Annotated in this window: 30 protein-coding genes; 5 read left to right on the forward strand and 25 right to left on the reverse strand. The window is 62.3% G+C overall.

What is annotated here, in order from left to right; translation table 11 throughout:
- Positions 1 to 120: 120 nt before the first annotated feature.
- From AC3IF3_RS27555 to AC3IF3_RS27585, 7 genes are all read right to left on the reverse strand, one after another.
- Positions 121 to 753 (reverse strand): tyrosine-type recombinase/integrase, encoded by a 633-nt coding sequence (locus AC3IF3_RS27555; RefSeq protein ID WP_489231063.1) that lies wholly within the window; start codon positions 751 to 753, stop codon positions 121 to 123.
- 158 nt (positions 754 to 911) lie between these two features.
- A complete protein-coding gene (locus AC3IF3_RS27560) occupies positions 912 to 1,991 on the reverse strand; it encodes an SGNH/GDSL hydrolase family protein (protein ID WP_489231064.1) in 1,080 nt (359 codons plus the stop codon).
- Complete coding sequence (locus AC3IF3_RS27565; protein WP_489231065.1) at positions 1,988 to 2,533, reverse strand: hypothetical protein; 546 nt, start codon at positions 2,531 to 2,533, stop codon at positions 1,988 to 1,990. The genes AC3IF3_RS27560 and AC3IF3_RS27565 overlap by 4 nt, the downstream gene beginning before the upstream one ends.
- Before the next feature lie 12 nt (positions 2,534 to 2,545).
- A complete protein-coding gene (locus AC3IF3_RS27570; protein ID WP_489231066.1) occupies positions 2,546 to 2,914 on the reverse strand; it encodes a hypothetical protein in 369 nt (122 codons plus the stop codon).
- Positions 2,901 to 4,730: a carbamoyltransferase family protein gene (locus AC3IF3_RS27575; protein ID WP_489231067.1), complete on the reverse strand. Its 1,830-nt coding sequence runs from the start codon at positions 4,728 to 4,730 to the stop codon at positions 2,901 to 2,903. Before AC3IF3_RS27575 ends, AC3IF3_RS27570 begins: the two co-directional genes overlap by 14 nt.
- 647 nt (positions 4,731 to 5,377) lie before the next feature.
- A complete protein-coding gene (locus AC3IF3_RS27580; protein ID WP_489231068.1) occupies positions 5,378 to 5,680 on the reverse strand; it encodes a hypothetical protein in 303 nt (100 codons plus the stop codon).
- Positions 5,681 to 5,725: 45 nt separating this feature from the next.
- A complete protein-coding gene (locus tag AC3IF3_RS27585) occupies positions 5,726 to 6,514 on the reverse strand; it encodes a GntR family transcriptional regulator (protein WP_489231070.1) in 789 nt (262 codons plus the stop codon).
- A 74-nt stretch (positions 6,515 to 6,588) separates the two neighbouring features.
- On the opposite strand from AC3IF3_RS27585, the gene AC3IF3_RS27590 reads away from it, so the two are divergent.
- Positions 6,589 to 7,518, forward strand: coding sequence for a PfkB family carbohydrate kinase (locus tag AC3IF3_RS27590; protein WP_489231072.1), 930 nt, complete (start codon positions 6,589 to 6,591; stop codon positions 7,516 to 7,518).
- 1 nt (position 7,519) lies between these two features.
- Here the strand turns inward: AC3IF3_RS27590 and AC3IF3_RS27595 are convergent, their stop codons facing one another.
- Positions 7,520 to 8,500, reverse strand: coding sequence for a helix-turn-helix transcriptional regulator (locus AC3IF3_RS27595; RefSeq protein WP_489231074.1), 981 nt, complete (start codon positions 8,498 to 8,500; stop codon positions 7,520 to 7,522).
- 447 nt (positions 8,501 to 8,947) lie between these two features.
- On the opposite strand from AC3IF3_RS27595, the gene AC3IF3_RS27600 reads away from it, so the two are divergent.
- The 3 genes from AC3IF3_RS27600 to AC3IF3_RS27610 all read left to right on the forward strand — a co-directional run bounded on the left by AC3IF3_RS27600 (position 8,948) and on the right by AC3IF3_RS27610 (position 11,655).
- On the forward strand, positions 8,948 to 9,151 hold the full coding sequence (locus tag AC3IF3_RS27600) for a hypothetical protein (protein WP_489231075.1): 204 nt from the start codon (positions 8,948 to 8,950) through the stop codon (positions 9,149 to 9,151).
- Between the two features lie 16 nt (positions 9,152 to 9,167).
- Positions 9,168 to 9,854, forward strand: coding sequence for a LysE family translocator (locus AC3IF3_RS27605; protein ID WP_489231076.1), 687 nt, complete (start codon positions 9,168 to 9,170; stop codon positions 9,852 to 9,854).
- Between the two features lie 670 nt (positions 9,855 to 10,524).
- Positions 10,525 to 11,655, forward strand: coding sequence for an FAD-dependent oxidoreductase (locus AC3IF3_RS27610; protein WP_489231077.1), 1,131 nt, complete (start codon positions 10,525 to 10,527; stop codon positions 11,653 to 11,655).
- Between the two features lie 444 nt (positions 11,656 to 12,099).
- Here the strand turns inward: AC3IF3_RS27610 and AC3IF3_RS27615 are convergent, their stop codons facing one another.
- The 7 genes from AC3IF3_RS27615 to AC3IF3_RS27645 form a co-directional block, all read right to left on the reverse strand.
- Complete coding sequence (locus tag AC3IF3_RS27615) at positions 12,100 to 12,996, reverse strand: amino acid ABC transporter substrate-binding protein (protein ID WP_489231078.1); 897 nt, start codon at positions 12,994 to 12,996, stop codon at positions 12,100 to 12,102.
- 96 nt (positions 12,997 to 13,092) lie between these two features.
- The gene (locus tag AC3IF3_RS27620; RefSeq protein ID WP_489231079.1) at positions 13,093 to 14,274 is read right to left on the reverse strand and encodes an aminotransferase class V-fold PLP-dependent enzyme; all 1,182 of its coding nucleotides are present in this window, start codon (positions 14,272 to 14,274) and stop codon (positions 13,093 to 13,095) included.
- A gap of 199 nt (positions 14,275 to 14,473) precedes the next feature.
- Positions 14,474 to 15,280: an IclR family transcriptional regulator gene (locus AC3IF3_RS27625; RefSeq protein ID WP_489231080.1), complete on the reverse strand. Its 807-nt coding sequence runs from the start codon at positions 15,278 to 15,280 to the stop codon at positions 14,474 to 14,476.
- Positions 15,281 to 15,717: 437 nt separating this feature from the next.
- Positions 15,718 to 18,597: a PAS domain-containing hybrid sensor histidine kinase/response regulator gene (locus tag AC3IF3_RS27630; RefSeq protein ID WP_489231082.1), complete on the reverse strand. Its 2,880-nt coding sequence runs from the start codon at positions 18,595 to 18,597 to the stop codon at positions 15,718 to 15,720.
- 43 nt (positions 18,598 to 18,640) lie between these two features.
- The gene (locus tag AC3IF3_RS27635; protein WP_489231083.1) at positions 18,641 to 18,847 is read right to left on the reverse strand and encodes a type II toxin-antitoxin system ParD family antitoxin; all 207 of its coding nucleotides are present in this window, start codon (positions 18,845 to 18,847) and stop codon (positions 18,641 to 18,643) included.
- A 532-nt stretch (positions 18,848 to 19,379) separates the two neighbouring features.
- Complete coding sequence (locus AC3IF3_RS27640) at positions 19,380 to 19,544, reverse strand: Flp family type IVb pilin (protein ID WP_489231084.1); 165 nt, start codon at positions 19,542 to 19,544, stop codon at positions 19,380 to 19,382.
- Positions 19,545 to 20,029: 485 nt separating this feature from the next.
- The gene (locus AC3IF3_RS27645; RefSeq protein WP_489231085.1) at positions 20,030 to 20,362 is read right to left on the reverse strand and encodes a DUF6894 family protein; all 333 of its coding nucleotides are present in this window, start codon (positions 20,360 to 20,362) and stop codon (positions 20,030 to 20,032) included.
- A gap of 557 nt (positions 20,363 to 20,919) precedes the next feature.
- On the opposite strand from AC3IF3_RS27645, the gene AC3IF3_RS27650 reads away from it, so the two are divergent.
- Positions 20,920 to 21,303, forward strand: a complete 384-nt coding sequence (locus tag AC3IF3_RS27650; RefSeq protein ID WP_489231086.1) for a ribosome modulation factor — start codon at positions 20,920 to 20,922, stop codon at positions 21,301 to 21,303.
- Between the two features lie 150 nt (positions 21,304 to 21,453).
- Here AC3IF3_RS27650 and AC3IF3_RS27655 read toward each other — a convergent pair whose 3' ends face one another.
- The 10 genes from AC3IF3_RS27655 to AC3IF3_RS27700 form a co-directional block, all read right to left on the reverse strand.
- On the reverse strand, positions 21,454 to 21,699 hold the full coding sequence (locus tag AC3IF3_RS27655; protein WP_489231087.1) for a hypothetical protein: 246 nt from the start codon (positions 21,697 to 21,699) through the stop codon (positions 21,454 to 21,456).
- 191 nt (positions 21,700 to 21,890) lie between these two features.
- Positions 21,891 to 22,040, reverse strand: coding sequence for a hypothetical protein (locus AC3IF3_RS27660; protein WP_489231089.1), 150 nt, complete (start codon positions 22,038 to 22,040; stop codon positions 21,891 to 21,893).
- 249 nt (positions 22,041 to 22,289) lie between these two features.
- Positions 22,290 to 22,703 carry a hypothetical protein gene (locus AC3IF3_RS27665; protein WP_489231091.1) on the reverse strand — a complete coding sequence of 138 codons (414 nt, stop codon included), beginning with the start codon at positions 22,701 to 22,703 and terminating at the stop codon, positions 22,290 to 22,292.
- Positions 22,693 to 23,079 (reverse strand): Panacea domain-containing protein, encoded by a 387-nt coding sequence (locus AC3IF3_RS27670; protein ID WP_489231093.1) that lies wholly within the window; start codon positions 23,077 to 23,079, stop codon positions 22,693 to 22,695. Before AC3IF3_RS27670 ends, AC3IF3_RS27665 begins: the two co-directional genes overlap by 11 nt.
- Positions 23,080 to 23,376: 297 nt before the next feature.
- Positions 23,377 to 23,820: a DMT family transporter gene (locus AC3IF3_RS27675; RefSeq protein WP_489231094.1), complete on the reverse strand. Its 444-nt coding sequence runs from the start codon at positions 23,818 to 23,820 to the stop codon at positions 23,377 to 23,379.
- A 467-nt stretch (positions 23,821 to 24,287) separates the two neighbouring features.
- A complete protein-coding gene (locus AC3IF3_RS27680; RefSeq protein WP_489217824.1) occupies positions 24,288 to 24,518 on the reverse strand; it encodes a hypothetical protein in 231 nt (76 codons plus the stop codon).
- 74 nt (positions 24,519 to 24,592) lie between these two features.
- The gene (locus tag AC3IF3_RS27685) at positions 24,593 to 25,009 is read right to left on the reverse strand and encodes a globin family protein (protein WP_489217822.1); all 417 of its coding nucleotides are present in this window, start codon (positions 25,007 to 25,009) and stop codon (positions 24,593 to 24,595) included.
- Between the two features lie 63 nt (positions 25,010 to 25,072).
- Complete coding sequence (locus AC3IF3_RS27690) at positions 25,073 to 25,267, reverse strand: hypothetical protein (RefSeq protein WP_489217821.1); 195 nt, start codon at positions 25,265 to 25,267, stop codon at positions 25,073 to 25,075.
- 75 nt (positions 25,268 to 25,342) lie between these two features.
- Positions 25,343 to 25,597: a hypothetical protein gene (locus AC3IF3_RS27695; protein ID WP_489231095.1), complete on the reverse strand. Its 255-nt coding sequence runs from the start codon at positions 25,595 to 25,597 to the stop codon at positions 25,343 to 25,345.
- Positions 25,594 to 25,866 (reverse strand): hypothetical protein, encoded by a 273-nt coding sequence (locus tag AC3IF3_RS27700; RefSeq protein ID WP_489231096.1) that lies wholly within the window; start codon positions 25,864 to 25,866, stop codon positions 25,594 to 25,596. Before AC3IF3_RS27700 ends, AC3IF3_RS27695 begins: the two co-directional genes overlap by 4 nt.
- Positions 25,867 to 26,006 lie beyond the last annotated feature (140 nt).

A 26,006-nucleotide genomic window follows, 5' to 3' on the forward strand; every position in this document is an offset into this window, starting at 1 on the left:
TCGTGACTGTGAATGTCCGCTAAGAAGGAGCGTTCGATACTCATCGAATGACCGGGATGGGCGCTTTTCTGCCGGGCTGCTCTGAAAGCCCCCCGACAATGAAGCCGAGGGGCCGAACGCTCAAATCTCAGTTCCCTCTGCCAAGGTCAGCGCATCCTCGACGCCGACCCCAAGGTACCGGACTGTGCTCTCAATCTTGGTATGGCCGAGCAGGATCTGGACGGCACGCAGGTTGCCGGTCCGCTTGTAGATCAACGACGCCTTGGTGCGGCGGAGGGAATGGGTTCCGTAGTCCTCGCTGCGTAGCCCGCTGCCCATGACCCACTCATCGACGAGGCGCGCATACTGCCGGGTGCTGATGTGCGTGCCGCCGTCGAGCCTGCTTGGAAAGGCATAGTCGTCGAGCGTGCCACCCCTGGCCTCCAGCCATGCGAGGATGCTGGTACGGGCGGGTTCGAGCAATTCGAACTGCACGGGCCGACCGGTCTTGCGCTGGATGACGATGGCGCGGCTACGGACGCGACCCCCGCTGACGAGGTCGCCGATCTTGAGCTTGACGATGTCGCAGCCGCGCAGCTTGCTGTCGATGGCGAGGCCGAACATCGCGCGCACGCGCACGCGCCGTTCGCGGTCGAGCCAGAAGCGGATGGCCCAGACCTGCTGAGGTTTGAGGGCCCGCTTGGCGCCGAGCTTGCGGCCGGCGTTCCAGGCTGGTCGCCCTTTCGTAGCCGGATCGTGTGCAGAGTGTCCCATCGTCTGTCTCCTTGCCGGCCCACGCCGACAAGGCGAGGAGACACCCGAACCGAGGCTCTGGAGACGGAAGGCAGATGCGGACGTTCCGCTGGCGACCCAATCCAGCCGTCCGGACCGCCTTTGGCACTTCCACAAAGCGGTCGTTCGTCAGATTGCGTTCACGCGGTCGCTTCGTTTCGCGTATCGGGCAGCAAGGACTGTATGACTGGTGCCAAATTCGCCGCCATAAGCTCGTGCGCCTCGGCAGAAAGATGCCCCGACCATTCCGACCAGAGCGATCGACGATTGTGGGTCGATAGCTTTTTTACGTCTGCAAAGAGATCGTAATGCCGGATACCGGTCGCGTTCACGAGTTCCTGAAATCGCGGACGGTAACAGGTTGGATCCTGCCCCGACTCGAACGTGATGTAATGCGGAATGGTCACCAGTAGCACCGGAGTGGGACTCGCCGAGATCCATCGCTCCATGATCGACCGCAGCAAAACCCAGCTCGGATTACCTACATCGCTATATTCTTGGAGCATCCTGAACTTCGGAAGCCGAAGGATGCAGCTTTTCACGATTTCGTGCAGGGGCTCCAAGGCTCGCGGTAACTTCGGGGCCGAACCCTTTTTTCCAGTGACCTGCGTGAAAAGATTGGTCTCGTGGGCGGAGTAGATGTGCGATTTCAATTCCTCAGGTAGCGTCTGCTCGGTCCAGATATGCTTCGGCACCGGAACATTGCGAAGCTTTAGACAACCGTCAACAATCTCAAAATACGGTTTTGCGTAGAAAACTGGCGAACCGTTGGGCCCGCGCGACTCGAAAACCCTGCGGGATATACGCCGGATGGTCTCAACATATGTAACAATGATTAGCAAGTCATGCTGGACATCGCAGAGACGATCATATAAGAGATAATGTTGATCAGGGCCAGTGCCGTGGATACCGTAGTTATAGACTTCAAGATTTGGGACCTTCTTCTCCAAAAGATCGCTAAATCGTTTTGCGTTGGAGATGCCGTCACCAGCCGTTTGCGAGTCGCCGAACATCACTGCCCGCAACTTGCCGGGCGTCCGTTCGGGAGTGAATTCGCGTTCCGATCGAAATCCGGCGGCGTTGGTGCGGATCAGGTAACCGCCGGTCTTTCCACTCACGCGGAGCTTCAAGCTCGGAATATAAAGGGTACCGACGGCCGCATCATGTTGCATCATCGTCCGTGTGACGAAGGGGTCATACCGAGATGACGCGAACTTCATGCGCGGGTATCTTTCAATTGTTTGTAGCGTTCCGCCAGGTCGGCACGCCGGTCGACGACGATCCTGCGGTGGGACGCCGGCCATTTATCGTAGTAGTTTGTCTTCTGGAGCGATTTTGCTCCGCGCAGGACGGCGGCTAAACTATTGACGACCACAATAAAATATGGCTGACCGGCAGATCCGGGATATAGACTGTTTGAAGTTTTCGCGACGCCCGTGTTCAGAAAAATATCACTTGGGATGAGTTCGGTATTAAGCGTATCGACAAAATCGCTGATGCCGAGGGACCACTGGACCCGCGGTGGGAAAACGATAACCCGCGTCTGGATGCCGGCGGAGTCGCGCATGGTCGAGGCTTGCTCGCGGATGAAGTGGCGCGGGTCGCCGGACCGCCACACGGCTACATCTACGGCGCGCGCCAACATGGCGGCTTGGGCATAGGGGCAGGGGGCGAATTTACCGTCGTAAAACTCATTCGGGACGACGATGAACTCCTTGATCCATTGCAAGACCTCTTGTTCGATCTTTTCATAAAGCGTCATGGTGAGAACCTGCTAGAACATGGCGTAGCAGAAGACGCTGACCGACCCGTCATGGTCGGCGGCTTCTTCTTGCAAAGCGGAGGCGATCTTCCTCATCGTGGGGACGAGGGAGATAAGGTCTGCATCGCCTGAAGCCTCCCAGAATGCGGTTAGTCCATCGATGAGCTGTTCAGGTGTGTTGAACACCGAACGCTCGAAGTCGGCCGCTGCCATCGACGCGGTGAACGGTCGCGAAAAATAGGACCCCTCGTCTTTTACGGGATCCGGCTGAAAGCAGGCGGGCTCACCACGCGTCCGTCTCGATTTTGCGAGCGGGACGAGGCCGCGATCGAACAGCTCGGCACTCAGGCGCTGGGAGGGGGGCAGGTCAGTCGAGTTCATACTGCGTCTGCCATTCGCTATCGTCACTCAGCACGGGCTGCTCGGATTTCCAGAGCAGTCTGTCTTCCAAAACGAGAAGGTCGACGTCGGTGCGCATGAAGCAGCGGTAAGCATCCTGCGGGCTGCAGACGATCGGCTCGCCACGCACATTAAAGGATGTATTGATCAGCACCGGACAGTCGGTATTTTTATAGAACGCTTCCAGGACGCGTCGGAATTCGGGGCTTGCGTTGTCGCCGACGGTCTGCACACGGGCCGTGAAGTCGACATGCGTGACGGCCGGTATGTCGCTCCGGACTTGGTGAACGATCGTGAGCAGGTTGTCGTCATCGCCGAGGTGCAACTCGACGGCGTGCCGCCGCTCCTCGCGGACAGGCGCCACGAGCAGCATGTAGGGACTTTCGCCTTCTAACTCGAAATAGTCTGCCGCATGTTCTGCGAGCACCGCGGGAGCAAACGGCCGAAAGCTTTCCCTGAACTTGATCTTGATGTTCATACGGCTCTGCATGTCGGGCACACGCGGATCACCCAGGAGAGACCGCGCGCCCAGGGCCCGGGGACCGAATTCCATCCGGCCACTGAAGAGCGCCACGATCTTGCCCGCCGCCAGCGCGTTGGCAATGCGACGCGCACGCTCGGCCGGATCGACGACGAGGTGGCTGGGCGCGTCCGTACGGTCGACGAAGGCGGCGATTTCCTGGGGTGAGAAGGCTGGACCGAGCAGACTGCCCTTGAGCGCATCCTGCGATCGCCCGGGGGGGCGGGGTACCCCGAACACGGTGTGTGAGGCCAGCAGAGCCGCGCCGAGGGCCCCGCCGGCATCACCGGCAGCGGGTTGGATGAAGAAGCCATCCAGCCCGGCTTCTCTCCAAACGCGTCCGTTCGCTACACAATTAAGGGCGACACCACCGGCCAAGGCTAGATTTCTCGACTGCGTCTGGCGCTTCGCGTGCTTGACAAGCTTGAGGACGATTTCTTCGGCAACGTGTTGAATGGATGCGGCCAGGTCCATTTCGCGTCGGGTGATCATAGTATCCGGCTTACGAGCCGGGCCGCCGAAGAGGTCTTCGAACCGCGTGTTAGTCATCACCAGCGAGTCGATATACCCAAACGCGCGCGTATCAAGCCGGAAGGATCCGTCCTCGCGGATGTCGACCAGTTCGTCGCGGATCAGGTTTGCGTAGCTGGGCTCTCCGTAGGGAGCTAAACCCATCAGCTTGTATTCGCCTGAGTTGACCTTGAACCCGCAGTGATAGGTGAATGCACTGTACAGCAAGCCGAGGGAATGCGGGTATCGTAGCTCCTGAAGCAATTCGATGTTCGAGCCTTTTCCGATACCAAGCGTACAGGTGGCCCACTCTCCGACGCCATCGATCGTGAGGATGGCTGCTTCATCGAACGGGGACGGAAAGAAGCTGCTGGCAGCGTGAGCCAGATGGTGCTGCGTGCCGAGCAGTCGCGGGACCTCTCCGAGAACCAATTCCAGATCCCGTGCCAGCCAAGCCTTCGGACCTAAGAGCGCGCGGGAGGACGCCATGAACTGATCGCGTCCCGCTGGTGCAACCGCTATTGCGCTCTTGACCGCGCGATCCACCGTGAGCATCGAGTTGTCGTAGAAGACGACGCCGTCCAGTTCCGACGCGTCTATGAAAGCTTCGCTCAAGCAATAGTCTATGGCCTGTCGTGGAAAGCTGGAGTCGTGTTTCTTGCGCGAGAACCGTTCCTCCTGGGCCGCAGCGACGATTTCACCGTCACATACGATCGCAGCCGCCGAATCGTGGTAGTAAGCTGATATTCCGAGAACCTTGGCAGCCACTGGCGCATCCCTTGGGCGTTGTTTTATTTGCGCATAGTCATATCTTCCGCTTGAGCTCGGCGAAATAGACACAACTAAGTCAACACTCGCGCGATGTGCGGAACTTAAGATCAGGTTGGACCGATCTATTTTGCATTTTACTTGCAGTTTCGGAGCTTGGCTGACACCTAAAGCCACTTAGGTACTTAAGTGCCGCGCAGGCCGCTCCAGCAGGAGCTGCCAATAAATAAATAGAATAAATTGTCGCTCTGCCCTCACTTAGATTAATATTTATCGCCATAAAGCTGAATCGTCAATATGTCGCAGTACTCAATTCCAGGGGCAACTTGGAAATAATTTGTTACAATTGTGCGGTTTTTCCATTGGTGTTAGCTTTCGCCGGACGTCGCCGATTTGCGCGAAGTGGATGTGAAAGATTGGATAAGACTGATCGGGTTAGTTAATCATGATGGAGTAGAGACGCGGTATGATTTCGCGTCTCATCATCGACACGCAGTCGCCTGATTAGATCTAATGCCACCAGCTCGTAGTTCAAACCCTCCTTGGCGAAGCTTCTGCCTATCCGAGGGCTGGATTTGAGCGAACGTCCGGTATTATGGCTTGAGGATCCAGAAGCAGACGGGCAGGAAACCACCCAACCCAGCCGTTCATCGGCGCCCTTCAACACGGCTGGAGCTGGCCGAAGGCAGCACGTCCGCTTCGGAGACGGTTCGGCACAAAAGCAGACGATCTCCCCACGGCCCCACCCTGCCGTACCAACTCATTGCCATCGAGCTCGGAAGTCGACGATCTTCGCGTCGCTTCAACAAGGATTTGATGCTTTTCTTGAACACCATCCGCAACGGATTGCTTTGCAACAATGCTCGTCTGTCACTGCTGCAGACTTTCAAGCCAGATCCGCGAGCATCAAAGCGGCTATTCATCCAGTCCAAGCGGATGAGTTCATCCATCCGGAGCGGTCCTGGCGAGTAGGGACCAGAGGTCAGTTACATTCGCTACGCGCTTAAATTCAAGCGATAGCGATAGGCATCTCCCCGGAACAGGCCCTCAACGTACTCGATCATAACCGAGTCCTGATTGTAGCTGTGGCGCTTGATCAATAGGCAAGGGAGCGGCCGTTCGAAGGCGAAGATCTCGCATTCGTCCGCCGTCGGCATAGTCGCCTCTACCGTCTGCTCGCAGCGCACGAGACGGCCGCCTGGGTGCCCGCCTAGGAAGGCATAGACGGAGCCGGAGAGATCGCCGGTCTCAAGGGCGGGCACGGCGCGGATGTTGTACCAAGCGACCTCGCGTGACATCGGCACGCCGTCGCCAGAGCGAACGCGCGTCAGTCGTAGGAATGGGGCCGTCGATGGCAGGCCGAAGATCGAGGCGATGGAGCGGTCCTCAGTGACCGCCCGTTCCAGAATGCGCGACGACGGGATCTTCCCCAACTCCCGCATCTCCTCCGTGAAGCCCTTGAGCCGGTCCATGCCCGGCCGCACGGGCTCGGGGGGACGGCGAACGAGGAAGCCGGAGCGCCCACGCGGCACGAGGAGTTCGTCGTCACTGAGCTCGGCATAGGCGCGCTGGACCGTGACGCGGCTGACACCTAGGCTATCGGCGAGCTGGCGCTCGGCCGGCAGGATGACGCCCGGCGGCAGCGAGCCCGACAGGATCAACTCGCGCAACTGCCCCTCAATCTGCCGGTACAGCGGCATCGCAGTGTCGCCGCGCAGGCGTAAGAGAGAGAGCACCGAGGGACGCTCGCCTTCCGCGAAGTCCGGGTCGACCTCACCGTTCATCGTCCGATTTTTGGGGCGCACGTCTGATCGACCTCCGGTACAGATGCTTATAACGGATAAGCTCGGAGTGCTCCATGCGTGTCTTCGTCATCGGAAGCTTCGTGATTGCCTGCTCGGTCAAGGTCGCGCGGCTGCCGCAGGCGGGCGAGTCCCTTGATGGCTTGGCCTTCCTAGCCGAGCCTGGTGGCAAGGGATTTAACCTCGCGATCGCCTCGCACCAACTCGGCGTCGCGGTGGATGGAATCTTTGCCGTCGGCACGGACGTGTTCTCCCCGGTGGTCCGCTCGACCTTCGCGAAGGTCGGGTTCTCCGAGGATATGCTGGTGCCGCATACAGGCTCGACGGGCGCCGGCGTCGCCTTCGTCGATGCAGCCGGCGAGAACTGTCTAGCAGTCTGCCTCGGCGCCAACCTCGCCCTCGGTGCGGAGGACATCCGAGCCGTCGCCGCTCGTGTTGGGCAGGCGGACCTCGTGGCAGCGACTTTCGAATCGCCGGACGCCCCCATTCGCGAGGCCTTCGCCCTGGCGCGGACGCTGGGCCTTCCCACTCTGCTAAACCCTTCACCAGTGCGCCCCATCGACCCGGCGATCCTGGCCGACACTGCGATCCTCGTCGTCAATGCAATTGAGGCCGCCCACCTCAACCTAGGAGCTCCCGACGTTATCGCCGACGCCAGGGCCACGACGCCGACCATTGCCGCCATGTTCGACGGTGGCCTCGACCTCTTGGTGGTGACCCTGGGTGAGCGCGGCGCGATGGCGTTTCGTCCTGGGCTGCCGCCCCTACGCCAGCCGGCGTTCGCGGTGGCGGCAGTCGATACGGTCGGGGCGGGGGACGCCTTCACGGCCGGGCTATTGGCGGGCCTGCTTGCAGAAGAGCCCCTCGAAGCGACCCTGCGTCAAGCCGCGGCCTGCGGTGCGCTCACCACCTGCCGGTTCGGGGCCTTCGACGCCTTTCCGACTGCGAAGGCGTTGGCCGCCTTTCTGGACGAAGCCGCCCGATGACTCACGCCACACCTAAGCATTGTGTCGTCTGCCCGCTGAACATCGAGAGCGAGGCGACAATGCTCAGCAAATCCGCCTGCCGCTTGGTCCCGGTTTTGTTGAAGATCGAGTTGAGCTGGGTGCGGACAGTGCTTGTCTGTACGCCGACGCTCTCGGCGTAGCTCTGCAGGCGCAAGCCCCCGGCCAGCGCTTGGAGTAGGCGCGTCTCCGCTGGGGTAAGGTCGAACAGCAGGTTGAGGAGACCGTCGTCCGGAATTGCCCGCGTGCCAACGTGCACAAGGATGAGCAGTACCGCCGCCGCACCGAAGACGTCGCCGGGGTGTCGTTCCAAGCGCATGACGTGAGCAATCTGAGGGCGGTCGTCGGAATAGCTGCGCACCGGCATAGTCTGCGCCGTGTGCCGCCCACCTACGACGTTGCTGATCGCGTCCTGCAGTAGCTTGCTGTTGATCACGCTCTTGAATAGCAAGCCGCCGTGCTGGCCGGAGGGTAGGACCTCCTCCCGCTCCTGCAAACGGGCATTTATGGTGAGCACCCGCCCCGAGGCCGACAGGACCGCAGCGGGAAGCCCGATCTGATTGAGCGTCATGGTGGTGACGCGAGCGCGCTCGCAGCCGAACTGGGCGCTGAGCTGGCAGGCGCGCACGAAATGGGGCCGCAGAGCGTCGAGCTGAGGTAGGATGGCGGCCTCATGGGGGCCGGTTTGGGCCCGGCGTTCGGCGGTGACGATCGCGACGTCGCCGGTAGGCAGGGGAATCGTTGTCCCCACCTGCCAGAACGGCTTGTCGATTTCGCAGGGCAGGCCGTCATAGGAGCCCGGCACGAGGTCGACGTCACGCATGAAGCCGGCATGGGCCTGGATGCGCCACTGGGTCGTGCGCCCACTGCCGCGCCAGCAGGCTGCGGCCGTGTGATGACGTAGGCGCTGCTCAAAAGCCGGTGAGGCAATCCAGCGGGGCATTCCGACGGGGGGTAGCACCATGAGCACAGCGCCATCCGAGTTCGCCGTATCGCCTAGAGACTGGAGAACGTCTGGCCAGAGCTCCGGGGTGCCCGCAGCCTCGTAAATCCGATCGATAAGAGCTTCCCGCACCGGCACGCCCCACGAAAAGCTAACTGATCGCGGTAAGACCAATATCAGTCCAAAACTGGCAGCGGTATCCTTCAAACAGATGATGCTTTTGGTGAGGGACGGTGCGCCGAGCACGTATTCAGTAAGCCCGCCGTCCGGACGCTCCAGCGGGCGCGGCGGCGACGCAGCCTCCGCAAACCAAAGCGCGGCTGTGCAAGTATCTGAGGAAATGCTGCTTTCTTGCTCGGGTAGGACGTAGGCCGCGAGCCTGTAGCAGCACAGGCGGTGCCATCCGCCGGACGGAGGATGATCAGATTCCAGCCATCCTTAAATTGTCAGCACACGGAAGGAACAGCCATGAAAACAATTGCCGCCAGCCTGATCGTTGTCTTGTCCTGCACCGGGGCCTGGGCCGACGAGTTGAACGACCTGCCAGAGCTCGCCTGCGCGCAAGCTTCCTCGGCCGTGGAGCGTGCGCAGATTGGGTGCCCGGACGCGAACAACGCGGCAGCTGAGCCCCGGCCGGCCGCTTCTCCCCTCGACCGCGTGGAAGACGACTAGGTGCATTCCCAGCGCCATGGGCGTCATTGCCACGGCCCTGCTCGCCGGCGCAACTCTTGGTCTGTCCATCGCCGCGCCGATCGGGCCGACGAGCTTACTTTGCATTCAGCGAACACTGTCAGGGGGCCTACCCATCGGCCTTGCTACCGGGCTCGGCGTCGCGACCGTGCATCTGTCATACGGGGCCGTGATCATGCGCTGGGGCGCGGACCTGGCTGCGGCGTGGTCGAACGGGGCCGTGCTCTCCCTGGTCTCGGGGGCAGTGCTACTCGCCCTCGCGGTCCGGGTGCTTCGCAGCGTCTCGGTGCTGCATGCGAGCAGCGAGCGCCGCGACACCCTGGCCGCGAGCTACGGCAGTGCAGTTGTGCTGGCACTGGCGAATCCGATCACCCCCGTGCTGTTCCTGGCCGCAACGCCGGCCCTCCTCGCGCGCGGGACCGCGCCACTACAGGTACTGGCGGCCGGCGTTTTCTTGGGATCGTTCGGCTGGTGGGTTGTGTTCAACACAGCCGTGTCCTTGTTTCGGCGCTGTGTCACCAGTCATGTTCTGAACCAGCTGAACAAGGCCGCCGGCCTCCTCCTCGCCCTTCTGGCGTTGAGCCTGCTGGTTCGGGGACTAGACGGTAGCATGGCAGGCCGTTGGGACAACCCGAGCAGCAGCGGGGCAATCGGCGCGGCTGGCCAACCTCCGGGCCGGCTCTGAGTCGCCGCTCAACTCAGCCTACGATTATCACACCATCGTCACCGGTCATGGGTTCCTCGGAGCGCTCGCAGGGGCCGTGGCGGATGCAGTATTCGCCCTCTTTGCGATGAGTATGATCGAAGGTTCAGGAGGGGGGCGCTGAGCTGGTGATCCGGCCTGAGTCGATGCCCACTTACGGATGCCGGCCAGGGGCACCAGATAGACAAGATGGACACTATGAGGTCTGACGACGTCGAGCGAACGACCGGTTCCGTCGCATCACTCAACAAAGGCGGACAGACCGCTTCCCACCCATCTGAGACGTTCAGGCGAGCGATGCGTGGCGGCAGATGCTGGCCGGAGGCCGCTGGTCCGCTTCGGAGCAGATACGCCGAAAAAGCGGACGAGCTCCTACCGACCCAACGGGGTCGCCCGAACAGCTCTCAGCGCTTCCCGAAAGCGGTCGCTCGTCCTCGTCGCAGTATCGAAAAGTTGCCGAGCCGGTTGGTCGGAGGTAGTCTCGGCAGTGTCGCGAAAAACGACCGCCCAGCGTAGGGCCGTCGAATGCACGTCATCCACGCTCCTCGCATGGATCGACCAGCGTCTCCGAAGCAATCGCCCGATGATCTCGGGCAACCGTGGTGACTGGCCGTTGAAGGCGCCGGTCGCACGCGGTCGCGGGAGCGCACCCATGCGACAGTCGATCACGATCCTCGGCGCGGGCCCCGGTGGCCTCGTGCTGGCCCGCATCCTCCATCTCCATGGGATCTTGGCAACGGTCTACGAGGGGGAGCCATCAGTCGATGAGCGGGCCCAGGGCGGCCTGCTCGACATCCACGAACCCACCGGGCAGATCGCCCTGAGGGCCGCGGGGCTCCACGACGGCTTCCTCCGCCTAGTGCGCCCCGGTGAAAACGCCAAACGCATCGTGGATCGAAGCGGCCATATCCTGTTCGACCGACCCGGTGACCCAGCGGACCATCGGCCCGAAATTGATCGCGGTGACCTGCGGCGGCTGCTCATCGCCTCGCTCCCCGCCGGGACGATCAGGTGGGACCACCGAGCGGCTACGGTCACCGCCTGCGGCGACGGACGGCACACGGTCGCCTTCACGAACGGCGCGACGGTCACCGCCGACTTGCTCGTAGGCGCGGACGGGGCTTGGTCGAAGGTCCGCCCCATGCTCGCCCACGCCACACCCACCTATGCCGGCGTGTCGTTCATCGAGACGACAGTTCGCGACGGCGACAGGCGCATTGCGGCCAGTGCGGAGGCGATTGGCGGCGGTACGCTGATGGCCGTGGCACCGGGCCAAGGCATCCTGGCCCACAGGTATGCGGACGGGCGGCTGCACACCTACACAGCGTTGAAGAGGCCGGCATCCTGGTTCGACGCCATCGACGTCCGCGACACCAAAGCTACCTTGGCCCGCGTCGCGGCCGAGTTTGCTGGCTGGGCCCCGCAGTTGACCGCCCTCATCACGACCAGTGACGACGATCCCGTCCTCCGTCCCATCCACGCCCTGCCGGTCGGCCACCGCTGGGATCGGGTGCCCGGTGTGACCCTCGTCGGCGATGCGGCGCACCTGATGTCGCCGTTCGCGGGCGAGGGAGCGAACCTCGCCCTCTACGACGGCGCCGAACTCGCGAGGGCGATCATCGCGTCGCCCGACCACATCGGCCTCGCGCTCACCGCATACGAGCAAAGCATGTTTCTTCGAAGCGCGGAGATCGCCGCTGTCTCCGCCCGGAACCTTGCCCGGTTCTTTGGCCTGGAGGCTCCCCACAGCGTCGCCGCGATGTTCGCACCTAAGCCATCGTGAGCGACTGGCATCGCGGCTGAGTGCGAGGACGGCGTCCGCTTCGGATCATTCCAGTCCAGAAGCGGACCATCTCCCTTCCACCCCAAGCAGTCATTCCGATAGCGACCCAACCCAGACGCCTGGGCCGCCGTCATCCCTTCTCCGAATCGAACGTTCGTCAGCCGTCCGGCGACTTCAGCTCGGGGTGGAAAGCGGTCATCGCCGTCGATGCTCAAAGCGGACACGAGGCTAGATCTGCCGGTTTCTCTTTGGGCGCACTCAAATAGTCACCGGTGATCGGACTGCTTCAGGCCGCCGGGCCGACGCAGGCTCGACGACATGAGCTTGCGCAGCCGTCGCGGCGAGCCTGCCGAGGCCCGTGACCAGGATCCGGGACCTGCTCCGGGATGGTCGGCACAACGGGCATATTCGTTACTCTTCGGCAAGCGTGCGCCGGGTGACGGGTCAGAAATCGATCGCGTCGCTCGGGTGGGCGACGCGCTCCTTCAGGGCGTCGGACATCGGGAAGCTCAAGTTCTCGCCGTGGGGCGGGATCGGGCTCTCGAACCACTCGGTATAGAGCTTGGCGAAAGCCCCCGAGGCCATCATACCCTTCAGGACACCGTCCGCGAGCGCCTTGAATTCCGCATCATCCCTACGCAGCATCAGGCCGTAGGCCACCAGATCGTAGGTCTCCGGGAGGAAGATGAGGCCGGCCGGATCGGGCGCGCGGGATTTCAGGCTGGCGAGCAGGATGTCGTCCTCCATGAAGGCTGCGGCACGCCCGCTTTGGAGCACCAGCATCGACTCGCCGTGGTCCTTGGCCTGGATGACGTTGAAGGTGCCCCCTTTGGCCTTGATGCCGAACGCGAAGCCGACCGCGTTCGAACCCTGCGTGACGACCACGGTCTTGCCGTCGAGGCCCTTCACGTCGTGGATGCCGGATGAGGCTTTGGTCAGCCATCGGGCCGATGACACGAAGGTCGCGACCGTGAAGGCGACCTGCTTGAGCCGAGCGGCGCTGCTGGAAGTGCCGCCGCACTCGATGTCGATGGTCCCGTTCTGCATGAGCGGGATGCGGTTGGCGGAGTCCACCGGCTGGAGCTTGACCGCGAGGTTGTCGAGCTTGAGGTCGCTCTTGATCTTGTCCACGACCTGCGCGCACAGGTCCATCGAGAAGCCAACCGGCCTCTGATCGGCGCCGAGGTACGAGAACGGGATCGAAGCCTCACGATAGCCGAGCGTTACGGCCCCCGTGCGCTTGATCTTATCCAGCGTCGGGCTCTCGGCGGAGGCTACCGTCGCGGCAAGACCAAGCGCGAGCGCGCCGGATAGTCGTACGAACGCTCGACGCAGGGACATCGGTCTTCTCCTCTTGATGATGACAGACCCCGTTCGGGTCTCACGAGGCCAAGCGGCGCGGATGCCGTCAGCGATGAGGGTGGAGAGGCTTGGTTCCTAGCCGAGCTTGGACAGCGCGGCCGTGCGTGCGTGCGTCGACGGCACGTTGCGGGCGCGGATGGCCTCGATCAGCCGGTCGATGTCCGCCGTGGTGTTGAACATCCCGAGCGACACGCGGATACCGTCGCGCTCGGGCGAGACGCGGATGCCGTTCTGCGTGAAGTAGTCCAGCCACTCAGATGCAGGCAGGGCGACGACGTAGATGTGTGGGGCGCGGTGCTGCCGGTTGCGCGGACCGACCAAGCCGACGTCGAGCTGGTCGAGACGCGCGATGAGGTAATCGCCGAGATCGAAGCAGTGGCTCTGGATGTTCTCGATGCCGACCGTGTTGATCAGGTCGATGGCCGCGCCGAGGCCCTGGATTGCCGGGAGATTGTAGTTACCGAGTTCGAACCGGCCGGCCGTCGCCGGCAAGGACATGTTGTCCGACCGGGCGATGAAGTCCATCGGCGGCTCGGCGAGGCTGGCGGCGGCCAGGTAGGCCGGCTCCAGTTCGATCTTGGAGGCGTCCCAGTAGAGCAGGCCCAGCCCCTGGGGCACGAGCAGGCCCTTATGCGTGCCCGAGCCGATGAAGGTCGCCTTCATGGCTTTCGCATCGATCGGCGTCACGCCGATGCCCTGCATGACGTCCACGACGAAGTAGAGACCGTGCTCCTCGCAGAGGTCGCCCACGCTATCCACATCGAACCGGTGGCCGGCGTGGAAGGTCACGTGCGACATGGAGATCGCCCGCGTCCTCTCGTCGATGCGGGACCGGAAGCTCTCCGCGTTCACCACCTCGGTCATGGGGATGAACACGACCTCCACGCCCTTCTTCTTCAGGTTGAGGAAGGCGTAGGCGTTGTTCGGGTGGTCGCCGTGGATCATCAGCACCTTGTCGCCGGCCTTCAGCGGCAGCGCGTGGGCGGCGATGTTCATGCTCTCGGAGGTGTTCTTGGTGAAGGCGATCTCGTGCGGCTGCGCGCCGAGCAGGGTCGCGACCTTGGCGCGGGTCTCTTCGAGCCGGCTGAGCCAGATCTGCTTGGGACCGGCGGTCTCGAACCCTTCGCGCAGGAAGCGCTCGTACGCTTCCTTCACCGGACGGGATAGCGGGGTCTGGAAGCCGCTGTCGAGGTAGACCACGTGCTCAGCGGCCGGAAACGCCTGACGAACGGCGGCGACGTCGTAGTGCTGGCTCATGATTTCTCCGGTAGCGCGGACGCAACGAAGCATCGTGCCGGGAGCTCCGGCGATTCCTTCGATCATCTCAGGCTATGAATGACGCGGATGCCGCCAAAATCGCCAATACTTGCTCCTGAGCTGAGCATGTCGGCGGCATGACTCGAGAATACACTGCAGCGCCTTGGTGTCGAGATAGATCATCACGCAGCGGTATTTATCATTCCGAAATTTGAGAATTATCGAAATCGTCATTGTCCTGCAGGACGGTGCTCGACAACAGGGCGGCCGCCTCCTGGAGGGGACCAAGGAAGGCGTCCAGATCCTCGAAGGCGACACGCGCCGACGGCACGGAAACCCCGAGGCACGCGATCAGATCGCCTTTCGGCGAGACGATTGGGACGGCGCAGCCGACGACGCCGAGGACGTATTCTTCGTTGGTCTTGGCCCAGCCCCTGCGCCGAATCACGTCCAGCTGGCCCAGGAGCGTCTTCGGATCGGCGATCGTCGTGGGGGTGTACTGCGCGAGCGGCAGGGAGTGGGCGAGCCTTTGCCGGACCTTGGTGGGCAGGCGGCTCATGTAGATCTTGCCCGTCGAAGTACAGTGCAGTGGTGCAGCGGGTCCAGGATTGAATTGCAATCCCTGCTGTTGCTTGGTCTGCACGCTGTCGACATAGGCCACCGCGTTGTCGCGGACGATGCCGATCTCGCATTGCTCGCCGATCCGGTCGGCCACGGCGCTCAGGACGGCGTGCCGCCGTACGGTCCGGAAGGCCGCCCCAATGGTCTTGGCCGAGAGGGTGACCAGGGTGCTCCCGACAACGTAACGCTTCGTGCCGAGGGCCTTCTGGACGAGGCCACGGTCCTCCAGATTGCCGATGAGGCGATGCGCGGTCGGGAGTGGCAGAGCGAGCGCAGCGGCGATCTCGGCAGCCGAGAGGGCCTTCCTCTGCTCTGCCACGAAGGTCAGGATGGCCAGGGCCCGATCCAGTGGCCCGTCGCGGAACCTGTCAAGCTCATCGGCCACGATGGATCCGTTTTGCGAGTGGCGTCCGGCTGTGCCCTACAGGAGCGAACCTGCATAGGCTTCGTCTCTGGTGAGGCTACCGAGCTGTGGCATCAGCAGGAGACGCATTCGCTGGCCAAACGGTTTCCGGCCAAGCTCGGTCGTTCGCGAACATCGGACTGTCAGACAGCAGACCCTCTGAAGGCCCCAAAAGCGTCGGGACCGGGCTCGGCGGCGATGTCCGCTTTCATACATCGCCGTCCCGAAGCGGACCGGCAGAAATCCACCCCAAGCGGTCATTCGGCTTGCGACCCAACCCGGCCACCTGGATCGCCATGAACGCTCCTCGTAAACAGCCATACGTCGACCTCCGACAATTACCGCTCTGGGTGGGTAGCGGGAGTGCATCGGCCACGCAAAGGATGTCTGGAGCACGACCACGGCGGACGATCCTCCCGCTACCGCTTGGCCTCCAGGTCAGCTTCGATCAGCGAACGGATGCGTTTCGCCATCGCATCCATCGCGAACGGTTTGGTTAACACCGCCATCCCCGGCGGAAGAGTGCCGTTGCCGAGGATCGCATTCTCCGCGTAGCCGGTGATGAACAGCACTTTCAGACCGGGCCGGTGAGAGTGTGCCGCATCGGCCATTTGCCGGCCGTTCATGCCACCCGGCAGACCCACGTCCGTCACCAGAAGGTCGATGCGCACATCCGACTGAAGCACCTTCAGCCCCGCCGCGCTGTCGCCCGCCTCGATGGCAAGGTACCCAAGATCTTCCAGGATGTCGGTGATGAGCATCCGGACTGACGGCTCGTCGTCCACCACCAGCACCGTCTCGCCCTGATCGGACCGATCCAGCGCATCGAGCTTGGCGTCACCTTCCTCGTCCTCGACCTCGCCGTAGTGGCGTGGCAGGTAGATGCAGATGGTGCTGCCCGCGCCGACCTCGGAGTAGATGCGCACCTGCCCGCCCGATTGCTGGGCGAAGCCGTAGATCATCGACAGGCCGAGGCCGGTGCCCTCGCCGATGGGCTTCGTCGTGAAAAATGGCTCGAATACCCGGGCGATCACGGTCGGGCTCATGCCGGTACCGGTGTCAGTCACACACAGGGACAGGTACTGCCCCTCCGGCATGTCGAGCTTGCGGGAGGCCCGCTCGTCGAGCCACTTGTTGTGAGTCTCGACCGTGATGCGCCCGCCATCCGGCATCGCGTCCCTGGCGTTGATGCACAGGTTGAGCAGAGCGTTCTCAAGCTGCGACGGGTCCACCAGGGCGGGCCATAGGTCGGAGGCTCCAACCACCTCGACCGGAATGCCTGGGCCGACCGTGCGCTGGACCATCTCGTACATGCCGGTGACGAGCCGGTTCACGTCGGTAGGCTTGGGATCGAGCGTCTGGCGGCGGGAGAACGCCAGCAGGCGGTGGGTAAGGGCGGCGGCGCGCTTCGATGCTCCTTGCGCGACCGTCATGTACCGCTCGACGTCGTTGAAGCGACCCTGCTGCAGGCGGTTCTGCATCATCTCCAGGGAGCCCGAGATCCCCGCGAGCAGATTGTTGAAGTCGTGGGCGAGGCCGCCGGTGAGCTGGCCCACCGCCTCCATCTTCTGCGACTGGCGGAGCGCCTCCTCGGCCTTGCGAAGCTCGGTGATGTCGGTCGCTTCTGGCATGATCTCGATCACACGACCGTCGTTGTCGCGTACAGGATGCATCCCGAAGTCGTAGATGCGCGTCTCGCCGTTTGGCAGAAGGAGCGGTAATTCGGTTCGGATGCTTTGCCCGTTGCTGGCCGCCCCTACCGCTCCCTTCACGAGATCGCTCACGCCGGACGAGCTGGTGAACCAAGGGGTCAGCCAGAAGGGTCGACCAACCACATCGGTCAGTTCCGCGCCGATCGCTTCGAGTGAAGCCGGGTTGGCTTCCAGAAGGGTGCCATCGAGTTCCATGATGCCCATCAACTGACGGGTCAGATCGAACACGACCCGCTGACGCGCCTGGGATGCATCCAGGGCTTTCCCCTGTGCGGCAATCTCTTGGACCCGTGCGGTCACCTGTTGTTCAAGGGACGCATTCAACTCCCGCAGGGCCAAGTCGGACGCGCGCCGCTCGGTCTCGTCGCGGGCGATCTTGAGGAAGCCGAGTTCCCGACCGGCCGCGTCATGCAGCTCTCGCAGCGAACCGTTGAGGAAGACGCGAGTGCCGTCCTTGCGCAGATGCCAGCGGACGTCCGGTGCCCGACCCTCCGCGCGCGCATCTGCCAACTCTTCGATAGGCTGCCCTAACTCACGATCCTCCGGTGTGAAGAGCACGTCGGCGCTCCGGCCGATGATCTCTTCGGCAGCGTATCCGAAGATCTCCGAGGCACCGGCAGACCAGCCCGTTACGATCCGCTCGCCATCCGTGGTCATGATGGCGTAGTCGGTGGCGGCCTCGACGATGAGGTGTAGGCGTTGCTCGCGCTCACGCAATTCCTCGGTCGCTGCATGCATCTCGGTGACGTCGGTGCCTTCGACGAAGATGCCGACCACGGCCCCCGCATGGTCACGGATCGGTTGGTAGATGAAGTCGAGGACTCGCCGTTCGCTCGGTGCGCCCGGCGTGCGCTCCAACCAGATTTCCATGCCGCGCCCGATAAACGGCTCACCCGTCTTGTAGACACCATCGAGCAAGTCGAAGAACGGCTGCCCCGCAACCTCACCAAGCGCCTCCCGAACTGGAAGACCGATCATGTCGCGCCCGCCTATCAGTTGCTGGTAGGCGTCGTTGGTCAGCTCGAAGCGGTGGTCCGGTTCGCGCAGCACCGCCATGAAGCTCGGGGCTTGCTTGAACATGTCGCGCAGGCGGTCGCTCTCAGCTCTCAGCGACAGATTGAGCCCACGTAGGCTGTTTTCCAACGCCTTGCGCTTGGTGGTCTCGGTCAGGATCGAGATCACCCCGCCGGTGCCGTTGGGCGCGGTATCGTCATCGATCGGGCTGAACCCATAAGTCCAGTACGCATCCTCAATGCGACCTTGGCGCAAGATTGGGACGTGTTGGTCCTCGTACCATGTATGCCCGCCGCCATTGCGGACCTTGGCGACCTCGGAACCGATCACCGGCCAAATCTCGCCCCAACTCTCGGAAGCCGGACGGCCGAGCGCGGAGGGATGGCGCTCGGGTCCCGCAGAGGGCACGAAGCCGTCGTTGTAGAAGAACGTCGCCTCCGGCCCCCAGAAGATATGCATGGGGTGATGGCTGTTGAGCAGCAGGCGCACCGCTGTGCGCAGGCCGGAGGGCCAACCCTCGGGCTCCCCGAGCGGGGTCGTGGTCCAGTCGTAGGCGCGCATCAGCGTGGCCATCTCGCCCACCCCGGCGAGGAAGTCGCGGCTACCCAACATCGGATCAGGCGCAGCCAGAAGGGGTAGGAGGCTGCCCCGCCATCGCTTGCTGGACGACCGGGGACTTACCCATCTCGACGCGCTCGAACTCCCGCAGGGCGGCCCGTACGACCTCGCTGACGCTGCTGTAGCGGCCGGTGGCGACGCATCCTTGCAAGAACGCTCGCATTTCCGGAGGCACAGATATTGTGATGGGTTCGCGCATGGCCATGTTTGGGCCTAGCAGTAAATTACACTGTCATACTTCCACATATGTTTGTTTGATTGAGAACAGGGCGTATTCCCCCCGTCCACGATTGCGAGCATTGCCCTGTGCCGGCACGAAATTTCTAAAAAGGGTGTGAGCAAGCGTGGCGACAAGGCCCGCTTCTGCACATTTTCGCCTTATAGCGGACCGTCTCAAATCCACCTCCGGCGGCTATAGGGCGTCGTCCATCACCCTTCCGAGAAGCGGACTTCCCAAGGGTCTGTGAAGGGTCGTGAGCGGGCACGGACGCGATGTCCGCTTCTATCGATTGCTGCCCGAAAGCAGACCGGCGGAAAACCATCCATCCTGGTCGCAGGCGATGGTCAGCCGAGTTGCCCGTTAGCGGACATTCCCAGGGCCAGCGAAGGGTCGGAGGCGGACGGCTCCATGCTTGAGATTTCGGCCACCTAGTTCAGCGTTCGACGCCCGTGAGCCATCAAGGGCGTTCTTTAGAACTTAGTCCGCCCGGTCCGCCGGCGCGGGCTTTTTCCTAACCTCAGCTCAGGTTGCCGGCGATGGCGCTGAACTTTGCAGCGAGCCGTGAACCCACGAGCCTCAGCGAGCCGATGATAACCACCGCGATCAGAGCGGCGATCATGCCGTACTCGATAGCAGTGGCGCCGGTCTCATCACGAATGAATTGCCGTAGCAGCCGAGGCATCGCACGGATCCTGCGCCGATTGGGGCATCACGAACCTGTGATAACGTCGGTCCGTTTATGGAATGTAAAGATCTGGTTCCCGCCGCATCCTGCAAAACCGCAGGTGGCAGATGGCGGAGGCGGACGGGAGCAGTTGAACCAATGGGATGCGCCGACGCTTCCTCTCGGTCTGATGCGCACCTCCTGCGCTGAGGCCCGGAGAAACTCCATGCGCATCCTAGTACTCGCGTCGCTCGCTGCAGCTGGCCTAGCCGTTCTCTCTCTGCCGGCAGCTGCTGTGCCCGCTGGACCTGTCACCGGCATTTCGGCGACGTCCAGCATGGTTGCCCCAGTGCGGATGATGCGCCGCTATCGTATGCGGCGGCCCCCGATGACCTGGGTCCAGAGGCGAGGGTCGCGGCGCTGAGGCACTGCATCATTCGCAGTTGCTGCAACGAAGCCCCGCCGGCCTAACCGCGCGGGGCTTTTTCAGTCCAAAGCCCAACCTACTGGTCGGTGATGGAAAAGTGTGCCCGCGCCGTCATCACCAGCCGGCCGGTCTCATCGTAGGCTTCGGCGAGAAATTCATTGATACCCGTTCGCTCACCTTCGTCCTTTAGGATGACGGTGAGCGTCCTGCGAAGCAGCTCGCGAAGGGCGAAAAGATCTGGAAGATCGACGCCCTCATCGTCTATGACATCGACGTGATCAGACGTGGCGATAAAGTAGCGTGGCACATGACGCTCCGCGGGCCAGGGCGGCAGCACGCGGCTCTTCCAGTCACCGACGCCCGTATCAACTGCCGGTGATTGGGCATTCTTAGTACGGGGTTTCTGCAAATATAGCATCATATGTTGTAAAAAATTAATCCCGCCGATCGAAGCGCCTCAATCCCTTCTACTAACATGCGTTATAAACACGAAATATTGAATTCGACTGCTGAGACGTAAGGCGATTTGAGGCGTTTGCCGGCATGTCAGACGCTGCGATCACCCCGAGTACGACCGGCACAACGCTGGCAAGAATTGCGGAGCTGCTCGATGTTCCTGTCGAGTCGTTTGCCGTGGCGAGAGCCGACGGCGATATCCAAGGCCTTGTGAGCCTTCTGCGCCTATGGTCGGAGATTGAGGATGGTCAGGGTCGCCAGCGCGTCTTGAGCTTCGCCCGCATGGAAGCCGAGCGTTCAAGCTCATCGGCGCGGGTCAGGGAAGTTCGGGTCGCCGATCGTTAAGGTGATGTTACGCTTCGCCGATAAGACGTGTTTGACGGCTGGAAGCCATTCAGGGCGCCTCCTTGAACTCAGCCCGCTCGGTTCGCCGTGGCGGGCTTTTTCGTTCACCCTGCCGTCAGATTGTATCGCAATTGAATTGCAACCAGAAGCGGTAATTGCTAGGTGATGGCGCCCAAGATGAAGACCCTACTTAGCCCGCCCGGTCCGCCGGCGCGGGCTTTTTCGTGCTCGAAGGTCCGGCAGCTTTTCGGCGTGCGCGTGGGCAGCCTCATTGCCAATCGCGCAGGATCTGCGACCCTGTGGGACTGTGCCGGGCGAATCATCCGGTTCACGAAACGGCTCGATACCGTAGAGGGCGACAACGCGATGGACACGCGTCACCCCACCATCTTTGAAGCGATCGCCGAGGGAGCGCACGCGCGAGCGGTCGGCCTGCCGAAGGATAGCTGCCCCTATCATGCAGATATGCCGGAGCGCCGGGCGTGGATGGACGGTTATGACGGCACACCCAGAGAAGATGGGCCCGACGTACCCATCACTGACGCCTGAGCCTTGCCTGCCGCCGGCAATCTCTTTCAAGACGTCGTGTAACGGAGCGGCGCCCAGATGCAGAAAGCGGATTGAGGCTCTACCGGCGCCGACCCTTTTCAAGGACGTGGTCCTGCGGCGGGGGCGCCCGATGGCGTCTGCCGACGGGGGTTATGGCTGCTTGGGCTTCTCGGTGGCCTCGTCAGCATCCGCTCGGTTGGCAGAATGATCTTGATACTGGTCCGTCTGCACGCCTTTGCTGTCGAGGCCGCGCTCGTCATCGTGCTGAGCCTTGTCGCGGTTGCTCAACACCTCGTTCTCACCGAGCACACCTTCTGGCAGTTCGGTCATCGCGCCAGAGCCAGAACCCTTACCCTGAGCACCGGGGTGCATACCATGTTTGCCGGCGTTCGCCATCGTAGCGCTCCCGTTACGGAGGGCCTAGCTGAGGCTGACCCTGTTTCTGAACGGGGCCAACCTGTCGTCGTAAAGTCCGTTCCTGCGTCAAGCCAACGCGCTGACGCCAGAACCACGACCTCGACCGCGGGCAACCTCTTCCGCGACATCGAGCATGACCACGGGCGGCAGATGGCGGAGGCGAAGTAGCATCAGCTTCGGCCGGGTTTTGGCGAAGCTGGCCCATAGCGCACTTCCAGCTCGGCCCGACCCGCATCGGTGATCTGGTACTCGGCGCTGTCCTTCTCGGGATCCGTCCGCCCGGTGGCAGCTACGAGGCCGAGCACCTCCAAGCGACGCATGTAGGCGGTCACCGGATAGAAGCGTGCGCCAGTCTCAGAAAGCAGGCGGAGGCGGTACAGGCTGGCGGGCGGGAGCTTGTGCATCGCCAGGCAGTGTACCAATCGACGGCTGCGAGGTCAGGCCCCGCTCAGAGCCTGCGCCCCCGGCAGCGACGACGAGAGCGAGGACGGCGAGGGCTGTGCGCATCCCGGCAGTATAGCCGCCGGGATGGCGGCGTCGAGGCTATGTGATGTGGAAGGCTTCCATGCTTATGATTTTCGAGCACCCACAAAAATGCCTGTCAGAACCATGCCAACGAGGCCTATGACTGTCACCCCAGTGCTGCCGACAAGATATTTTAGAACATCGGAGTCGACCGAAAAACCTTGAATTTTAAAACCGTCTAGCAAAATAGTCACAAAACTTAGTCCACAATAGGCAACCATGAACCTATAGGTTTTTACAGCAAAAGGCTCAATAAGATTATCTAAAATTGCCGTTGTGGCATTCTTGCGCTTTTGTTCGCGCAATTCATCCTCAAGAACCAGTTTTTCCTGCGTTATACGATCGAATTCGGCCAGAAATCCACTGAATTGTTCTTGCGTATATTTTGCGTCTGGCGCCGGTATGGAGACCGGCGCGCGCCTGAGATCGTCGAGACTAGCTCTTTCTTCAGTGGGCACGCCCGGCCCGAGCTAAATCTAAATAATGCCGGCGAATGAGCGAATCCTGTATATCAGAGTCGCGCCCAAGTTTGACGTATGTTTCTGTCCAAGGGGTTCCCGGTTGATGAGTCATTCTAGACAGTTCAGCGCCAGAAAAACCGTTGTACTTATCCCAAACTAAATCGATTATTGCTTGTTCGTCAGCACTTAAACTGGCTGGAATAGGTCTTGATGTTTCCGGATCCTCCAAAAGCTTAGTGTCCTTCCCGAAGCCATACCTTTTGATATGGTTCCAAATTGACCTGAATACCGGCCCTCCATCCCAAGCCTCAGCGCTCTCAGCAACCAATGGTTGGCCATTGATAGCCAAATTCCAGCCGTGAGCGATGTACACGAGCTTCTGGATCCACATCTGAGCTGGGAGCCCAAACGCGCTGCGTCGTCTCAGAAATTCGTTTGCTATGCCCTTGGGCGAGTGGTTCGGCATTTGATGGTACCGCCCCGCACGTGCGGCCCCCCCTCGAATCAACAGCCCGCGCCGGATCGTATCCGCGCGGGCATTCATACCATGTAGTGGATATCGGACAAAAAGCGAACCATCGGCCTTGACGTGCCTTCCGTCGCCGCGCCCCCGGCCCCTCGCCGTTCTCCTCAATGAGAATGACGCCGGCGGCTTCGAGGGCGGAAAGACTTAGAAGAGCGCCACGAGCGCAACGCCGGCCACCATCAGGAGGCCGCCTAGGACCCGCCAGAGGCTGGCCGGATGCTCCTCGAAGCCCACCCACCCGAAATGGTCTAGGAGGATCGAAGTCACCACGCCTGCGGTGACCAACAGGCCGAGGAACACCCCGGCTCCGACTTGGCGGGCGATCAGCAGTTGGGTGATCACGATCCCGCCACCCAAGATACCGCCGCCCCAGGCCCACCATGGCACCTGTGACAGCTCCTGCGGCGTTGGCCATGCCAAGCGACGGGACACAAGGCCAGCGACCAAGACAGTCAACGCCGTGCCGATCCCGACGACCAGACCGGCGACAAGGGGCTGAGAAAAGCTTCTGGCCAGCGTGCTGTTCTGGCCGGGCTGGATGGCATTCGCGATCCCGGCGATCAGCACGGCGCCGTAGAGGTACCACATGGTCGAGATCCAATCGGTGAGATCTCGCTAGGTAGGGCGCTCAGCGCCTCTTCCATGAGGCGGGGGATGGGATCAGGCCTCGTCCCCGGTGATGTCATCCTTGAAGCCGTCGAGGCCCTTCAGCGGCACTCCGGTCCTAAACCGGTCGTACTTCCGGCCGATGCGATCGAGGAACGAACCATACGCCATTCTAACGAGATGCCGCTCGTGATCAGCAACGACTCGCAGGAGACGGGCGCGGAACAACTCATCGGGCTCAGGGCAGCTCATGCCCGGTTCAGTAGCGCAACAAGGCCACTCGCGATAAGCCCGGCGCCCAGCACCTTCAGGGGAGCGTGCTCGATGCCTTCGTTTGCGAGCAGATGCGTACCTGTCGCTGCCACGACCGCTACACTCACGATGGTCGCGATCCGGCTCACCCCTAGAGATCCTCGCGATGCTGCACGTAGCCCTAGCCGGTGAGCCAGTCAGACCGATCGGCTTGCGGTAAGATAGAGGCCGCGGTCCTGCACGTCGCGCAAGATCTCCTCAGCGTTACCCATCGCAGTAATGCCGAAGCTATCGACCATTCCATCGACAGCAAACTTGTCCAATCGCTTCCACAACTTGTGGCCGCCCGGCAGGTTCGCACCGTCACGGTCTGCGGTGGCCGCCAGCCGTGAACCATCAACTTCAGCAAACGTGTAGATGTGCTTCACGGCAACTAAGCTCCGCATGTTGGGCGGCTATTTCAGGTGGCCCTTCGGCTTCAGATGCTCAGCGCGCTCATCCGCTATCCTTGCACCTCCGCTGCCGCGTCTTTCATCACGCCGGCGACGAGCGTGTAGGTCTCGGTCCAGGCTTCCCGGACATCTGGGGTGAAGTCGGGCCCAAGACCCTGCTCCAGGGTCCAAAGCAGGGCGGCACCGACCGGCTCGTAATGGGCGGCCTGCGTACCGTAGGCGACGTGCTTGCGCCCAAGATCCTGGAGGGCCGGAACCACGGTCTCCGGATGGCCGAGATTGGCCACTGCCAACCCTAGCATGGCCATTAGTTTCTGCTTCTGCTCGGTCATGTCCTCGTGGAACATTGGGCGCACCTGCGGGGCGATCTCGAACAGTTTGCTGTAGAACAGCTCAGCCGCCGTCCCGGCGATGGGCCGTACCTTCGCGAAGCTGTCCTGCACGAGTTTCACCTGTTCAGGGGTCATCCAAGCTCCTCCGATGTACGCGCAATCAGGACTGCTTTAGCTTCAGCGCTTCCTTGGAAGCAGCTACCACGCGCGCACCAGGTGCCCGCCGGCCAGCACGATGATGGTGAGGGTCACGGCCGAGACGACGAATTTTTGCGCTCTCCCGGACACACGATAGGGGCTACGCGCTCTGGTCCGCGGCTTCAGGGCTATGATCTTCGGATCCGTCAGATGCTGGGTCAGGCTGTCGGGTAGCCTGGGCTTCGTGCGCTTCATCTAAGGTAGCTCTTGGCCTTCAGGTGCTCGGTGATGAGCTTTCCGACTTAGAAGTCGGCTGGCCGATGGCCACAGTCAAGCCGAGCCAGATCGTATGTGGCCGCTTCTCCGATCATCAGTCGGGGCGTTCACCGCCCGGACCCGCTGACGCTCAGCCTCATCCTCGGCCGCATGCCGCTTCTTCGCGGCAATCACCTCCTCGATCCAGGCGATGGCGGACTCGTGAGCCTGCACGACCCGCAGGTCGCCGAGCGCCTGCCTGATCTGCCAGCGATGCCAGGACCGCACATCGGCGAGTGCCTGGAGGTAGGCCTTCTGCTCGTCGGTCACGGCTCTGCCCGCGGTACTTGCGCGGCTCGTGCGCCCGGTTTGGCCGCGTCGATCGTGGCGAGGTGGTCCCGCCCGTCCTGCGTGATGAACCACGCGGGGATCTTCCGACCCGGTCCCTGTGCCGGTCGGGATACGACCAACCCGAGCTTTCGCAGGATCGGCATGGCGGACGGGTATGCCTCGTATCGCAGCCCCTGCGGGTAGAGCAGGCAGGCGCGTAGGGCGGCGAGCTGACGGCCGCGGACCGGGGCGTGCGGCTCGGCGGGCATGGCGCCCGGCTATTGCAGCCCGCCGGGGGAGTCCATCAGGCCCAGCCGGATAGCCGACGCCAAAAGGTCGCTGTCGGTGAGCGACTCTCCGTCGACCAGCCACAGGGCGAATCGTCGCTCCACGACTCGACCTGGCGGCC

This window comes from Methylobacterium sp. J-118 (genome assembly GCF_057836565.1).